This window comes from uncultured Campylobacter sp., from assembly GCF_937973075.1.
Lineage (GTDB): Bacteria > Campylobacterota > Campylobacteria > Campylobacterales > Campylobacteraceae > Campylobacter_B.
Genome location: NZ_CALBWL010000068.1, coordinates 1 through 15,484 on the forward strand (window position 1 = coordinate 1; position 15,484 = coordinate 15,484).

The following is a 15,484-nucleotide window of genomic DNA, read 5'->3' on the forward strand; positions in this document are numbered from 1 at the left end:
ATTTCACGCGCAGCGCCACGCCCTTGGAATCGGAATTGTTATCGCGCCACAAAATCGCCATGTCATCAGCGCGGCTTAGTATGTCTAATACGTTTTGCTCCTCCGCAGCCTTTTCGACGCTAAATTCCTCTCGATTTAGTAGCGAAAACATGCACGGCACGCTTTGCGCCGTCGAAGTGCCGCAAGAATGGGTATTGCTTAGGCTTACGACGCCCTGCTCTTTGGCTAGCAGCGGATTAGTATCTCGCTCGTAGCCGTTTAGCGAAAATCTATCCGCTCTCGCCGCTTCGCCCACGACTACGACGACGAGCTTTTTTGAGCTTGTGGAATTTTCATCGATATGCGCGTCCGTAGCGATTTGCATCAGAGGCTGCGAGCCCTGCTTTTTAGATTTTGCGGCAAATTTAACGCCGCTGTAGATCCAATATCCGGGATTTGCGTAGCTGCGTAAAATTTTATGCTCTCTGAAAAACGACGCGTAGTATTTGCTAAATCCAAAAAGCAGCGCCGCAATGATTATTATGCAAATGCCCGTTACTTTGAGCTTAGCTAAAATTTCAAATTTAAGCGGACGGTAGCTAACGCGCGCGCGAGCAATCAGCACGCAGGGTAAGACGCCCAGCACCAGCACGTAAATCGCTAGTCTTGGGCTAAAAAGATCCGCTGACTCGGCAAAGTTCGTCTGGGCTGCGTTACGGATCATCTCCGAATCGATTACGACGTTATAGCTATCCATAAAATACGCCGTAAACGACGAAATAAAAAAGCAGATCATCAAAATCGGCTTGGTCGTATAACGCGAGCTAAAAATAGTAAAAAATAGCGTCAAAAAAGCGATCAAAGCCGCTGCGTCGCAGACAAAATAGATAAAATTTAGCCCCGAAATTCCGTAGGCATTTATGATATTTTTGAAAAACGAGAAGTTAAAAAACGCCACAAAAGCAAGCGAGCTTAGAAAAATAAGTTTCTGCTGCGATGGATTTTTGAAAAAGCTAGGCACGAAGCGTTCCTTGAGATAAAATTTCAAGTTGAAATTTTACGGCGTTTTGGTAAATACTCGGAAATTCCGCGCTTCGCATCTCACAAATCGCAGCAAAATTTTTATGAAATTTTAAAATTCCGTGCGCATTCATCTTAGCTTCATCTTGGAATTTTAAAATTGTGCCATCCAAAATAAAATTTGGAAATAAAATCAAAAGGATTAAAGATGAAAAATCTTAAAGCTTTAGGCGCACTCGCCGCTACATTCGCCCTTGCGGGTGCATTAAACGCAGGAAGTTTTAGCGAAAAGGATGCTAAAGTTTCATTCGATCAAGCAATAGGGATCGCGCAGCAAAACTTTGGTGACGCGACTATAAAAAGCGTAGAAATCGACGATGAGCACGGAAGGCTCGTCTATGAGATCGAGTCATATAAAGAAGGTAGCGAAAACGAGATCAAAATCGACGCTCAAAGCGGAGAAATTCTAAAGACTCAAACGCAAAAGAAGCTAAAGCCTAGCAAAATAGATTATTCGCAGGTCAAAATCAGTGCCGCAGACGCTCGCGCCAAAGCACTTAGCGCAAACGTCGGCTGGTATTTTCGCGAGGTCGATTTGGAAAGTAACGGCGGTAAGCCTGTATACGAAGTCAAACTACGCCAAGGCATGAGCAAAAAAGAGGTGCTAATCGACGCCGCTACGGGCGAACAGATCTCGCAGCGTCAAAAATAAGCAAAGGCGTGAGATGAAAAATCAAAGCTTAAAGGGTGGAGCAGATAACTCCGCCCAAACTAACGAGGCTTTGGATGCTAGGGATTTTAGCTTAAACAAAAACGCTGACTATGGCGTCCAAAATGCAGACGCGGCTAAAAATTTAGATGAAAATGCGCAGGATTTTTCGGCAAATTTAGCAAGCGAAACAAGCGAGCGGAATCTCACGTCCTGCGAGCAAAATTCTAAAGATTTTTCCAGCGTGGAATGTCGCGAAAACCGAAAGAATTCTTCGGAAGCGAAAGATTATAAGGACGAGCGGAATTCTTCGCAGACGCATGACTTATCAAGTGCGCAAAATTTCGCTAGCGAGCAAAATTTCGCCGATACACAAAATTTTTCTGATACAAGTAATTTCGCAAGCGCGAAAGATTCTGCCAGCGCAGCAAGCTGCGCGGAGGTTTGTAATTCTTGCAAGCCTGTGCTTTGTAGCCGCTGCAAACGCGAAATCGCTAAGCAAAATTTCAAGCTTGGTTGCGTAGGATTTGGGCTTTTTGCGTTAAATATCGCAGCAGGCGCGCTAAATTTTTTAGGGCGGTTAGGAAGCGTAGCGGATAAAAAGGCAAGCGAGATTAGAGCTAGGCAAAAGGCGTCTGCGAATTAACGGGGCTTCAACGCTACTGAAATTTAGCGGTGCATAAAGCGAGCGGGTTTACACATCCAAAGCACCGCGAAATTTATGCGTTTTTGGCTAAAATGGCGGATTAGAATTAGCAAAATTTTAAAGGAGTGCTTTGAAAATTTTACTTGTCGAGGATGAAAAAGATCTAAATCAAATCATCGCAAAATGTCTGAAAAAGGACGGCTACAGCGTAGATTGCGCCTTTTGCGGCAAGGAAGCGCTAGAGTTTTTGGATGTCGCAAAATATGACGCTATCGTGCTTGATGCGATGATGCCTGTGATGGACGGCTTTGAGTTTTTGAAGGCGGCACGGGCGCGCAGACTGGGCACGCCGGTTTTATTTTTAACTGCGCGGGACGCCAAAGAAGATATCATTGCAGGGCTTGATCTGGGCGCAGACGATTATATGGTTAAGCCCTTTGATTTTCGTGAGCTTTTGGCGCGACTTCGCGCAATTATCAGGCGCAAAAACGCTACTGCGGATAACGAAATTATCATAAGGCAAGTTCGCCTAAATCTAAGCAAAAAATCGGTCGTCTGCGCGGGCAAGGTAGTGGAGCTAACGGGTAAGGAATATAGAATTTTAGAGCTTTTGATGCTAAATCGCGGTGCGATTTTAAGCCGAGAACAAATCGGCGAAAGCATTTGGGATTTTAGCGGCGAAGCAAGCTCAAATGTTATCGATGTTTTAATCAAAAATATCCGCAAAAAGCTAGGCGAGCACGGCGATATAATAGAAACGAAGCGAGGGCTTGGCTATGTCGTGGCAAAATAGCAAGATTTGGATTAAAATTTCGGCGATTGCGAAGCAGATTTTTGCCGCTACGGCGCTTTTCATATTAAAATTCGTGCGAAATTTTAAACAAAATTTTACGCATAATTTTGCGTGTTTAAAGAAAAGTTGCAAGAAAAATCCCACGCAAAATATTGAGTTAAACCGGGCTCTAAATTCTACTCAAAGCCAGGCGTCAAATTTTAAACGGAATTCCACGCAAAATCCGGCATCAAATTCCGCGCCAAATTTTTCTGCTACAAGCACAATGCCTGATCTAGCGCAAAATTCTAATAGCGTCCTCGCGCAAAGTCAAGAACAAAATTTCGCGTCTAAAATCTCGATAAGAAATTTTACTCAAGCCTTAGTCCTTGCATTCTCAACTGCTAAGGAGAATTTTATCTCACGCGCGCTACCTATCAGCCTACGCGTGACGCTTTATTACAGCGTATTTATTTTGGCGCTTGCAGGCGCTATTATCGGCATTTGCGGCTATATTTTAGACGAAGTATCAGGAAGCTCCGTTAGCCAAAAAAAGCTTGCCCGCTTAGTGCAAAAAGCCACGCGCGAGGGAAAATTTAAAAGCTTTGATGACGGTGTATTTTTCTACGAACATGACGGACAAGGCGGCGTGATCGCAGGGTTTGTGCCTAAAGGCTTCGAGCCTGCGATGCCGCTCTCGCCTCAAGGCGCGCGCGAGGCGGAGCTTGACGACGATGAGTTTTTCTATTATGACGCGCAGATCAAAGGACGCAGCGCATGGATACGCGGCGTCATCGCAGTTAGCGAGTTTGAGCTTGCGATGAAGCGCGTGATGCTAATCGCTCTTATCCTATCGCCGCTATTTGTAGTGCTCGTCATCTACGGCGGCTACGCGATCATAAAAAGAGCGTTTAAGCCCGTGCGCACTATGTCGCGTACAGCTAGCGAGATCGGAGCTAGCGGCGATTTTACGCGGCGAATAGAACTACCGCGAGGCAAGGATGAGCTAAGCGCGCTCGCAGCTACGTTTAATGAAATGCTAGCATCACTGCAAAGCGCGTTTGAGCGCGAGCGGCAGCTAAGCGCCGACCTTTCGCATGAGCTGCGTACGCCCGCTGCCGTCATACTGGCTCAAAGCGACTACGCCCTAGCCTACGAGCAAGACGCGAGCGAGGCGAAGGAGAGTTTCGCGGTCATCAACAATCAAGCGCGTAAAATTTCGGCGCTAATAGAGCAGATTTTAGAGCTTGCCCGCTTGCAGCGCGGCGCGCGTTTGGTACCCGTAAGCTTAAGTAAAATCGCAAACGAGTGTACGCAAGACTTTCAACTTTTGTGCGCACAAAAAGGGCTAAGTTTTAGCTCGCAGATAGCCGAGGAAGTGCGCGTAAACGGCGATGAGCTGCTTTTGATCAGGCTGATTAACAATCTTTTAAGCAATGCTTTAAAATTTACGCGCAGTAGCGTCGCTTTAGAGCTTTGCGTGAGCGCAGACGCGTGCGAACTTAGCATAAGCGACGATGGAGAGGGCATCGAGCCTGCTTTGCAAACTAAAATTTGGGACAAGCTCTATCAAATCGAGCGTTCCAGAAATCGCGAGCAAAATAGCGGCGCAGGGCTCGGACTAGCCATCGCCTCACAAATCGCAAAGATCCATGGCGCGCAGATTTCACTACGTAGTGAAGTAGGACGTGGAAGCAAATTTAGCGTAAAGTTTAAGAAGGTTTAGGCGGTTTTGTGGGCTTGGCGGCGTAAAGAAATGCTGGGCGGCGAAATTCTTAAAATTTTATCGCCTATTGTTGCTTAAAATTTAACGGCCATAGCCGTATATAGGGGCGATGGTATAATTTTAAAATTAGGCCGGCGTCGCCAATAATATCGGATGATTTTTGCGATAGTCGTACGCTTTTTTAATTTAAATGGGCCAAATTTTAAAATTTAGTTTTACCGCGAAATTCCGCGGCGAATTAATAAGGCAAGGCGCGGCATTTTATCCTTGGACGAAGTGATAAGGCGAGCGCTTTAGAGCTTAAGTGGGCTGGCGCGGGTAATTTAAAAATTTTAAGGTATGCGGCAAAATAAGCCTTCGTTGAAATTTCACGGCGCAGTATTACAGGATAAACCTTTGCTAAAATTCTAAGACGTCACATTCGGTTCTAGAGAATTTAAATTTAGGAGTATCTAGCGACCGAGTAAAATTTAAATACAGAGCAAAAAAGACGGACTTGAGATTTAAGGTCGCCTACATAAGCAAAATTTTGTCTTTTTGCCCGCTTCGTCCTCGTAGCTTACGGCGATATAGCCGTTTGCCTTACCTCACCCTATGAGGCAGCCCCGCCGTTTATTAGTATGACCCTACCGCGCTCGTCGGTCTCGTAGTCGTAGTGGGTGCTATAGCCAAATTTTACGCGGATCTTGCACAGCGGTAGGTTAAATTTTACTATATAGCGACGGGCTACTTTTTTGCATCGAGCTTGTCGCGAAACGTCGCGCTTTAGCCGTGCGCAGTGCTATTCAAAAAGTAAAATTTCCTCGCCCGTTTTCATGTATTTGATTGCGAACTTGCGAAGTATGAGCTCGTCCTCATAAGTCCGCAGGGATGGACTTTTCTAAATTTTTAGCCCTGCCTAGGATCGTAATCGCTTTGCGCTTACATATATTTACGCACCTGTAGCAAAGCGTGCAATCATCGCCGAATTGCGCCTTTTTGCAAGCGAGCTTTATGTTTCGCATCGGGCAGGGTTTGACGCAGGCCCCGCAGCCGCTGCATCGCGATGGATCAAGGCTCGGTTTGCGCTTAGCAAAGGGGCCTTTATCCCAAATTTTCATCCAAAGTCGCTGTCCTAAAAACCCTGCGATACGACAGAGCGCGCCCAGCCCCTCTTGTGGCGGACAGCCTGCGCTAAGTGCCTCCGCAACGCGTCTGACTTTAGCGTCCGCCTCTTTGATTATGCGCTCGTTTTTCGCTCGCGAGTAGCCAAAAATCGCCACGTCGAGGATGAACGCGGGCATTTTGATATGAGCGCCGCCCGTTATGTTTGCGCCGAATCGTTTTAAAACTCTAGCCGCGCACCCTGCCCCATCGCCGCTGAAAATCTCCATCGTAGCGAGGATAAATACGTTTTTGCCGCTAAAGCTCGCGCCGTTTCGGTAGAGGAAGTCGCGCACGATACGCGGTAGGTCGCTAAAATAGACGGGATACGCCAAAATAACGTCATTGTGGCATTTTAAAAGCTCGCCGCAAGCCTCGCTCTCGATCGAGACGCAGACGCCGCCAAGATGAGCGATGAGCTTACCCGCGCAATGCTTCGTGTTGCCCGTGGCGCTAAAATAGATCGCTATCATACCCGTCTCCCAGACTATGCGAATTTCGGTGAAATTTAACCCTTACCGAACGAATAGAATTTTACGCTTTTTTGCATAAAATTTTAAAATTTAGACGTGACGGCGAAATTTAAATATGCCGTCGCGCCCTAAATTCAGATATTTTCTGCCGCCACCATGCCAAAAACCATACAATCAGCCATGCTCATAGTACCGAGCCTACTTGCGCCGTGAACGCCACCGGTGATTTCGCCCGCAGCGTATAATCCTGCGATCGGCTCGCCGCTAGCTGCGTCGATAACCTGAGCTTTGGTATTGATCTGCACGCCGCCCATGCAGTAAAGAATTTTCGGGCTTGTTTGACACGCATAAAATGGAGCTTTTGATACGTCGATACCGCCTACGTCGGCTTTTGTCAAAGGCTTGCCAAACTCCGGGTCACTTCCTGCTTTGACGTAGCCGTTAAAATCCGCGACGGTTTTTAAGAACGGCTCCAGCGGAATTTTATAAAATTTTGCAAGCTCTTCTAAGGTATTAAATTCTTTGATTGAGCCTGCTTCTACACCTTTTGACGTATAGACCGGATTATTTGCATCAACTGCGGCTTGATCGCAGATATTTACGGGATAGTTGTCGTTATTTTCGCTCTCCGCCATGCATTTAAAGATCGCTTCGGTTTTGATCTTGCGCCCGGCGTGCTCGTTCATAAAGCGTTTGCCCGTCTTTGGATCGACGGTTAGACCATAGTCGTTAGCACAGTGGTTTGAAAATAGCGCAGAAGTACCAAATCCCTTCTCGCTAGGATTGGTATAAGGATTTAGTTGAATCCAGCTGAGTTGCAAAGGATTCGCACCTAGCTTCATCGCCGCGATAAGCGCACCTGCGGTAGCGCCTGGTTGGCTTACGGTTTCGATATTGTCTTTTAGATACGGCACTTGCTGAGCGCGAAACCATTTATCTGAGCTGTATCCACCCGCAGCCAGAACGACGCCATCTTTGGCTTTAAAAAATTTTACTTCGCCACTTTTGTTTTCCCTATCGTCGCTAGCAAGCTGCGGATCGAACTTATATTCTTCGCGACACTTTACGCCTACGACGCGACCGCTGTCATCCACGATGAAATCATCAAATTTAGTACGCTTCTTGATTACAGCATTTGCATTTTCCTCGATCGCCTTATGCATCGGCTGGATGTAGCCCGAGCCGCTAGCATTTTTGGCCTGTACGGCGCGCTTTAGCGAGTGTCCGCTAGCAGATATCACCTTGCCCGAAAACTCCACTCCGATGCTTTTTAGGTATTCAAAAGCGTCGCCTGCGCGGTCGTAGATGACGCCTAGCAAATCTACGTGATTTAAATTTAGCCCGTCTTTTAGGCAATCTGCGATGAAAGCATCTTTACTATCCGTGATGCCCGCGGCTTTTTGGAATTCGTTATTTGGTACCGCCATATTGCCGGCGTTAATGACGGAATTGCCGCCCGCACGACCCATCTTTTCGATCATAAGCACTTTTTTGCCGCGCTTAAGAGCCTGAAGCGTCGCCATCGAGCCTGCAAAACCGCTACCGATAACGACAACGTCATATTCTTCGTCAAATTTTACGTCTTTGGCGTTTTGCGTTGCACTAGCACTGCTTGCAGCCAAAGCCAGAGCTCCCGCCGCGCCGATTTTAATAAAATTTCGTCTTGAAATTTCTTGCATTTTTTGCTCCTTGCGTTGAAATTTTATAGATTATACACCCACGTAGCGAAATTTAAAATTTAACGTAAAGACTTAGTGATAGAATTTTAAAAATTTAGAAAAGAAATTTTAAAAGCGCAAATTTAAAGCGAATGAATTTTACTCCGCTAGCCGAAGTCTAGGCGTAAATTTTAAAATTTACGGCGCACGGATTTGCTCGCCGCCTGTGCGAAATTTTGCCGCCGCTATAAAATTTTAAAGTGCGCGGTATTCAAATTTAAAACTCGCGCCGCAGAATTTTAAGCGCTTTAAATTTTAAAATGCTTTGAAATGCTACGGCACACTTTGCGGCTCTACTTTGAAATTTTAAAGACGCACATAGTATTTCGGCGCAAAGCACGCACCGCTACTTCGCGCCGAAATTTAACAAAGCGCGCGTTGACAACCGCTTCGCGCCGAAATTTCGCGGGCGCTAAATTTAAGCCCCGATTGTTTCGCCAGCGATCATTCCGAAAACCATACAATCAAGTATCGCGTAGGTTCCGAGCCTACTCGCGCCGTGCACGCCGCCGGTTACCTCGCCCGCAGCCCAAAGCCCTGGGATCGGCTCGTGAGTAAGGCTAGAGATGACCTGAGCTTTGGTGTTGATCTCAAGTCCGCCCATCGTATGGTGCACCTTCGGCATCGTGCGGCTTGCGTAAAACGGCGGCTTGGAAACGTCGATGCCGTCCAGCTTATCGACAACCTTGCCAAATTCCGGATCTTTACCCGCTTTGACGTAAGAGTTATAATCCGCGACGGTCTTTAAAAACGGCTCCAGCGGCAGATTGTAAGCCTTCGCAAGCTCCTCTAACGTGTCAAATTTCTTCACGACGCCCGCTTCTAAAGGACGTGAAGTATAGACCGGGTTACGCGCGGCGACGGCTTGGGAGTCGCAGACGTTTACCGGATAGTTGTCGTTTTTCTCACTCTCGGCGATGACCTTGAAGCAGGCATCCGCCTTGATCTTGCGTCCTGCATGCTCGTCCATAAAGCGCTTGCCCGTCTTTGGATCGACGGTAAGACCGTAGGTGTTGCAGCAGTGGTTGGTGAAATTTACCGCAGCGCCGAAGCCCTTCTCATCGGGCGAGCAATATGGAAGGAACTGAATCCATGACGTTAAAAGGGTAAATGCGCCGATTCTATTTGCCGCTAGCATCGCTCCCGCCGAGCTTCCCGGGTGGTTGGTGCTATCTATGCTAGGCACTACGCGCGGATCTTGGATCTGGCGGTACCATAGATCGCGTCCGTATCCGCCCGAAGCCAGCAAAACGCCGTCTTTGGCTTTATAGCTCTTTTTCTCGCCGCTTTTGTTTTCCAGATCGTCGCTAAAGAGTTTCGGATCAAATTTATACTCCTCGCGAGCTTCTACGCCCACGACGCGACCGCTGTCGTCCACGATGAAATCGTCAAATTTCGTGCGAGTTTTGATCGTGACGTTAGGATCGTTTTGAAGTTTACCCATCATCGGTTGGATATAACCCGAGCCCGAGCCGTTGGTCGATTGTAAGCTTCTTGCGACGCTGTGGCCGCTCTCAAAGATCAGCTTGTCGCTAAATTCCGCTCCGCAGCTAGTTAAAAGATCCACGGCGTCGTTTGCGCGATCAAACATCACGCCCAAAAGATCGGTGTGATTAAGTCCGAGTCCGTCTTTTACGGCATCGGCGATAAAAAGCTCTTTGCTATCTTTGATACCTTGTGCGACTTGAAATTTATTCATAGGAGCTGCCATATTTCCGCCATTGATGACGGAATTTCCGCCCGCGCGGCCCATCTTTTCTAAGATAAGCACCTTTTTACCGCGCCCACTAGCTTTAATCGCTGCGGCAAGTCCCGCAAAACCGGTGCCGATGATGACGATGTCGTATTCCTCGTCGAATTTTACGTCCTTGGCGTTTTGTGCCGCACTTGCGCTACTAGCTCCCAGCGCAAGTGCCCCCGCACCCACTGCGCTAATCTTTAAAAAACTACGTCTTGATACATCTTGCATTTGCAACTCCTTTAATTGAAAGTGTATATTTAAAAGAAATGATAACTCGAATTTAAAGGTAAGTCAAATAGAATAACGTTATAAATAGATAGTAAAAAGCTATAAAATATGGGCGTTGATATAAAATTTTGAAATTCGGCTGACGGGCGGGATTGAAATTTTAAAATTTTATCAGGCGTCCGTTTGCAAAATGCTTGTGAACACAAAAGCGCACTCGGCGTGAAAATCGCAATAAATGCAAAATCCGCGCCGAGCTTTAAAGCCGCTACGCCTTAGCGAGCGACTTTAAATTTAAGCGTTTGCAGATCGTAGTTATTTACCTGCTCGTATTGCATATCCTCGATAGAGATCGCAGGAAGCGCGCACGAGCCTGCCATAATCACGTTTATCGGAGTATAGATGACTCCGCTGCTATTCTCTCCATCTCGCGGATCATAATAGAAATAGCCGCTTTTTGGGAAGCGAAGCACTCGGTCATACAGATACTCCGTGTGTTCTAGTGCCACGCTGTCTTGCATGCCCTCGACTCTAGCCTGCGCAGCTGAGCCTAGGCGCTCATTGACCGCTTCAAAGCAGCTAGGCATCGCCTCATCGATTACGAAATTATAAAGATAATAATTCGCTCGCCAGCTGATCTTAGAGTAAATTTTCTGCCCTACTTTAAGCTTGTTTAGATCGACTATGTTGCCGCGAGCATCTATGAATTCGCGGTAAATTTCAATCCTTTTGCTATCCATAGAATGAGCGTTTAGGCTCTGTATGCTCAAAACCTCATGCTTTAAAGGCGCGCTTTCATATCCAAAGCCAAGAGCGGTAAAAAATAGCTCGCCATTGCCGCTCATCGGCGTAAATTCTATCGCGCCGTCTTTTACCGCTAGTTTGGTATCTAACGGCGAATTGAAATTTTTCGCCTCGCCGTCGTATTTTAAAGCAAAATGGGCTTCTTTTTTCGCATCCTTAAAATACGCATCAAATCCGCGTATTACGCTTGCTCGCTCCTGCGTGTTGTTTATATTTTTTAGATCGCGAATGATCGCATCGACCGTGCGAGCCGTGCTATCATCTTTGATGCCAGCCTTGCCGAATGCATAGAGCTTAAAGGCAGCATCTCTTATGTCGCTAGCAAATGTCAAACCTGCTCCGTTATCAGCGTAATCGTAATTCGCCTCATCTATTTTTTCGAGCATAAATTCAAACTCAGTCGTCATATTGTGCTTTTTAAGTATCGCAGCCAAGGCGATACTAGCCATCGACGAATCTTTATAAAGATCGTTGTCGTAAACGAAATTTATCTCATCATCGTCCAGTTTGCCATATTGATCTAGCACGAAATCCGCATATATGCGGAGCGTATCCTGATCTTTGTAGCTTGATTTTAGCGCACTAAAAATTAGCGATCTTTGCTTATTGCTAAGGAATTTATAGCGCGCGTCAAGCTCTAGTAAAACGTCGCTTGCGTAAATTGAAGCATAGTAGTTAGTAACGCCGTGAGCACTCCAGTAACCGAAATCGCCGTTAGGTTTGAGGCGAGATAGAATTCTACTCGCATACTCGTTCACGCTGTTGGTTAAGGTTTTATTGGAGTCTTTGCGTGCGACATAATCAACCGCTATCATTCTTGAAGCAAGCTGTTCGGTGCAGCCGTAAGGATAGAGATATAGCTCGTCCGCTAGGCTAAAAGCGTTAGGCGTAGCGCTGATGTGAGCATAAATTTCTTTATAGCTCGGATCGATTTTGAGCGTTACCGGCTTATCGCCGTAGCTTACGTGAAATAGCTTCGAGCGCGGGAACTGGCTGATTACGTCAAATTCCACATCGTTGCTAAATTTCTGCCCATTTGCGTCAAGATCAAATTTAATGTTCGCATCTGCAATATCAAGCGCGCTCGCGGTGAAGTTCGTGTGCTTGACCTCAAGCGGCTTGAGCGTGAAATTTGCCTCACCGCCACTTATAGCGACCGAAGGAGATGAGCTGATTTTTAAGACCGCCTTTTGCTCTTTGTCGGTGGTGTTGATGAGCGTTAGCGGCACGGAAATCTCATCGCCGCGCACCATGTAGGTTAGATCAGCAGGCTTTATGATCACGTCGTCTCGGACCTTGGCTTCGACGTTTGCCGAGCCGATCGTAGCCGCCTCTCCGATAGCCATGGCACTTAGACGGATCGTGGAGTTAAAATTTTTCGGCATCGCAAGCTCAAATTTCGCCTCGCCGTTTGCATCCGCTTTTGCGATCAGCATTTTGATAAATTTTTTCTGCTTTTTGTTTTCGACCGGGCTTAAATTTCGTTTAGCTTTCGCCATCACGCCGTCGCCGCCGAAGCTTAGCTCTTTAGCAGTAGTTTGATACACGCTAAGATCGTCGTAAATGTCGAAGTACCGCATCGCAAAATACGCGCTAACGTCAAACGCCTTAAATGCATCAAGCTCCTCTTGTGAGACGATATCTAAAATTCCAAGATCGACCGCGTATAGTATGATCTTGGAATTCGGCTCGCTTTTTACGCTGATCTGCGCGTTTTGTCCGTTTTTGTAGCTTTTCTCGGCTAAAATTTGTACGCCAGCCTTGTGCGAGCTCGCATCTAGCGCCACCGGCACGTTTGCATAGGCTCTAAGCGGCATCGCAGCGGGTGTCGCAGCGCGCGCGATTACAGCGTTGATATGTCCGCCGACGAAATTATCCGGCACGCTGAGCTCAAATTCCGCGCTGCCGCCTTTGACGGATAGAATTTTATAGTCGTAAACTTGCTCGCCTACGAGTGAGATATTTAGCACGCCGCTTTCTACCGGGGAATTGATGACGCCTTTAATTTTATCTCCGGCTTTAACCTTATCGCTTGCGAGTTTGATTTTAGCGCTTTGCACGTCTTTAGCGTTTACCCGTCCATAATATCCCCAGCCGCTTACATCGACGCGCACGCCAGCGCTTGCGCCGCTTGAGTAATCGTTTGCGACGATTAGATAATTGCCGCCGTTTTGGAATTTATACTCAAACTCGCGCGCATCGGTGCTAACGGCGCTTACGAGATTAAAGCTTTCTTGCTCGACGTATCTGTTGCCGTCATAAACGTAAGTAAAATCGTCGCGGTAAATTTCAACGTCGATCTTGCCTTTGACGTCGGTTTTGGTTTTGGAATCTAGCAGCGCAAAGCCGAATTTTACGCTATCTCCGCTTGATATGAAATCCTTACTCGCGCGAATTCCTACGATACGATCATAAGGCAGATAGCTCAGGCTGCGATATGCGTTTACGTTTTTGCCCTCCTCGGTTACGCTGAAATTTAGTAGAATATTTATGGCGTTAGAGACATTAAGATCAGCTGCTGCCGGCGAGAGTGCAAGCTCTTTTTTGCCGGCGGAGCTTAGCGTAAATTCTGCCCTGCGAAGCTGCGTAGCGCCCTTTTTCTTTAAGCGATCGTTTAGAAACGAAAAGCCCTCGTAGCCTTTAATTTTCAGCTCTTTTTCATAGGCGTTTGCTTCCAGCGAGCCTTTCAAATCTCCGGCCGGCGCGCCTGCAAGATAGTTTGAGCTTAGCTTTAGCGTGATGATCTCATCTGCGCCGTATTCATCTTTGGCAGTGAGAATTTCATTTTTAATGCGGTTTGGGACGAAATTTTCTACGCTGAAGCTTTTAGAAGCGATGATTTTGTCCTCATAGATGAGATCCAGGCGATAAGTGCCGCTTTTCTCGCCCATCAGCTCGTCGATTTTAACGCTGCCGAACTCATCGGTGTTTTGCGCGCGCGTGATGACCACAGTGCCACTAGGATCGTAAATTTTAAATTTAATCGGCGTATTTTTTAAAGAGCTAAAATCGCGATTTTTCATCACGATCGTGCCTAAAAGCCGCTCATTCGGGCTTATCAGCTCGCTCGCGAGATAAACGAACGGACGCTTCGCAGTAATCGTTTTCTCGACGCTTGCAACGGCGTTATTAAATAGCACGAACGCATGCTCATCGCCCTTGCTAATCTCGATAGAGCGCGGGTTTTTGGCTAAAATTTCCATATTTTCTAATCGTAAAATTCCATCTCCGTCCGTTTTATCCTCTACGATTAGCTCGTTTTTATCGCTGTAAATTTTAACCTTCGCTCTACTTAGCTCCTCGCCATTACTAAGCCTAGAAGTATAAATTAGTGCGCCGCGCTCAAGCAGCACCACTTGAGCCGTAATGTCACTAAGATAGGCTACGCGCGAAACCTCTTGCATCTTTTCGCCCACTTTGTAAAACGCCGTGATTTTATAAATTCCATCCTCGTAGCCTTTAAAATCCATCGCGATTTTATGCTCCGCGACGGCGTTTTTAGCGCCTCCTATATCAAAGCTCTTAACCGCGATCTCGCTAGCTAACCCACCTACGCTATCTTCGTTGCTTTCAAAGTTTAAAAAATACCTAAAATTTTGCTCAGGGACTTTGGCAATCGAAATTTTAACTTCATTTACGTTTGAGCTTTTAAATGCCAACGAAGCGGATTTCGGGATAAAATTTTTCTCGTCGCTAAAGGCTACGAAAGGCAGCCTGTCGCCCATTTTTACGCTTTGTTTTATCTCGTCACGCAAGATATATGAGCTATCTCCGAAGCCCTTTAGCAGCCTAATCTCGTAGCTTTTATTCGGCATAAACTCGTCGCTTACTATATCTGCATAGTAGTAGCATGAAGGATCGTCGCTTTCGCCGCCCTCTTCATCTTCGTCGTAATAATAATATCGCGGCTGAGTGAGGCTAAATTTACTCACACCTGCGATTCTTACGTATTTGGCGGACAGCTCGTCCATATAGTTAGGAAAACACACTCTAGCTGCGAGCGAGCCGTCTTTTAGAGCCGCAGGACGAATCTGCACGCCGCTTAAATTTGAAGCGTTAATGCTATCATTAAAAGGCTCCTCGTCCGTGCGCAGCTCCACCGGATTTTGTAGCTTTGCGCCCGCTTTTGAGGTGAGGGATTCTATTTGCAATACGACATTTTGCGCCTTAGGATCGAAGCTAAATAAAAAATTCCGATCATCGTGCGAGCTAAGCTCGTAGGATATGTCGTTTTGGGCTAAATTCTGCGCGCGATAAATTCTAGTCGCTTGCTGTAGTGCGTCCTTGCTAACCGCATCGTTAAATTTAATTGCCACTAACCCCGGACGCAGAAGCGCGATATGCTCGGTGCTAAAAGGCTCTGTCTCGAACTCAAAGCGCACCCCGCGCGCTTCGCACGAATAATTAACCCCGGCGCTAAGCATCGGCTTTGGATAAAGCCTGATTGAGCTCTCGCTCACGCTTTCGTAGGTGCCCGTGATTTTGGGAGTGCATTTTAAGATCTGCTTTTGCGTGACGCTAAATCCAC

At 46.8% G+C, this 15,484-nt stretch carries 10 protein-coding genes; 4 read left to right on the plus strand and 6 right to left on the minus strand.

The features are described from left to right. Together Q0274_RS09800 and Q0274_RS09805 are read right to left on the minus strand one after the other, a co-directional pair. Positions 1-1,000: phosphoethanolamine transferase domain-containing protein (locus Q0274_RS09800; protein ID WP_298029337.1), on the minus strand; the 1,000-nt coding region annotated here is incomplete at its 3' end. Continuing rightward, on the minus strand, positions 993-1,133 hold the full coding sequence (locus tag Q0274_RS09805) for a hypothetical protein (RefSeq protein ID WP_298029339.1): 141 nt from the start codon (positions 1,131-1,133) through the stop codon (positions 993-995). The genes Q0274_RS09805 and Q0274_RS09800, both read right to left, overlap by 8 nt. A 74-nt stretch (positions 1,134-1,207) precedes the next feature. On the opposite strand from Q0274_RS09805, the gene Q0274_RS09810 reads away from it, so the two are divergent. The 4 genes from Q0274_RS09810 (at position 1,208) to Q0274_RS09825 (ending at position 4,852) form a co-directional block, all read left to right on the plus strand. Next, on the plus strand, positions 1,208-1,711 hold the full coding sequence (locus Q0274_RS09810; protein ID WP_298029341.1) for a PepSY domain-containing protein: 504 nt from the start codon (positions 1,208-1,210) through the stop codon (positions 1,709-1,711). Positions 1,712-1,724: 13 nt separating this feature from the next. Further along, positions 1,725-2,354, plus strand: a complete 630-nt coding sequence (locus Q0274_RS09815; protein WP_298029343.1) for a hypothetical protein — start codon at positions 1,725-1,727, stop codon at positions 2,352-2,354. A gap of 130 nt (positions 2,355-2,484) precedes the next feature. Next, positions 2,485-3,147, plus strand: a complete 663-nt coding sequence (locus Q0274_RS09820; RefSeq protein ID WP_298029345.1) for a response regulator transcription factor — start codon at positions 2,485-2,487, stop codon at positions 3,145-3,147. Further along, positions 3,131-4,852 (plus strand): HAMP domain-containing sensor histidine kinase, encoded by a 1,722-nt coding sequence (locus tag Q0274_RS09825; protein WP_298029347.1) that lies wholly within the window; start codon positions 3,131-3,133, stop codon positions 4,850-4,852. The genes Q0274_RS09820 and Q0274_RS09825 overlap by 17 nt, the downstream gene beginning before the upstream one ends. A gap of 854 nt (positions 4,853-5,706) precedes the next feature. Here Q0274_RS09825 and Q0274_RS09830 read toward each other — a convergent pair. From Q0274_RS09830 to Q0274_RS09845, 4 genes are all read right to left on the minus strand, one after another. After that, positions 5,707-6,468 (minus strand): EFR1 family ferrodoxin, encoded by a 762-nt coding sequence (locus Q0274_RS09830; RefSeq protein ID WP_298029349.1) that lies wholly within the window; start codon positions 6,466-6,468, stop codon positions 5,707-5,709. A 134-nt stretch (positions 6,469-6,602) separates the two neighbouring features. Next, positions 6,603-8,147, minus strand: a complete 1,545-nt coding sequence (locus Q0274_RS09835; RefSeq protein ID WP_298029351.1) for a flavocytochrome c — start codon at positions 8,145-8,147, stop codon at positions 6,603-6,605. 457 nt (positions 8,148-8,604) lie between these two features. After that, positions 8,605-10,155: a flavocytochrome c gene (locus Q0274_RS09840; RefSeq protein ID WP_298029353.1), complete on the minus strand. Its 1,551-nt coding sequence runs from the start codon at positions 10,153-10,155 to the stop codon at positions 8,605-8,607. Between the two features lie 272 nt (positions 10,156-10,427). Further along, the coding region (locus Q0274_RS09845; RefSeq protein WP_298029355.1) for an alpha-2-macroglobulin family protein at positions 10,428-15,484 on the minus strand (5,057 nt) is incomplete at its 5' end.

Coding starts and splice junctions, on each gene's coding strand:
- Q0274_RS09805 (WP_298029339.1), bottom strand. CDS start 1,133: ATGAATGCGCACGGAATTTTAAAATTTCATAAAAATTTTGCTGCGATT.
- Q0274_RS09840 (WP_298029353.1), bottom strand. CDS start 10,155: ATGCAAGATGTATCAAGACGTAGTTTTTTAAAGATTAGCGCAGTGGGT.
- Q0274_RS09825 (WP_298029347.1), top strand. CDS start 3,131: ATGTCGTGGCAAAATAGCAAGATTTGGATTAAAATTTCGGCGATTGCG.
- Q0274_RS09835 (WP_298029351.1), bottom strand. CDS start 8,147: ATGCAAGAAATTTCAAGACGAAATTTTATTAAAATCGGCGCGGCGGGA.
- Q0274_RS09830 (WP_298029349.1), bottom strand. CDS start 6,468: ATGATAGCGATCTATTTTAGCGCCACGGGCAACACGAAGCATTGCGCG.
- Q0274_RS09810 (WP_298029341.1), top strand. CDS start 1,208: ATGAAAAATCTTAAAGCTTTAGGCGCACTCGCCGCTACATTCGCCCTT.
- Q0274_RS09815 (WP_298029343.1), top strand. CDS start 1,725: ATGAAAAATCAAAGCTTAAAGGGTGGAGCAGATAACTCCGCCCAAACT.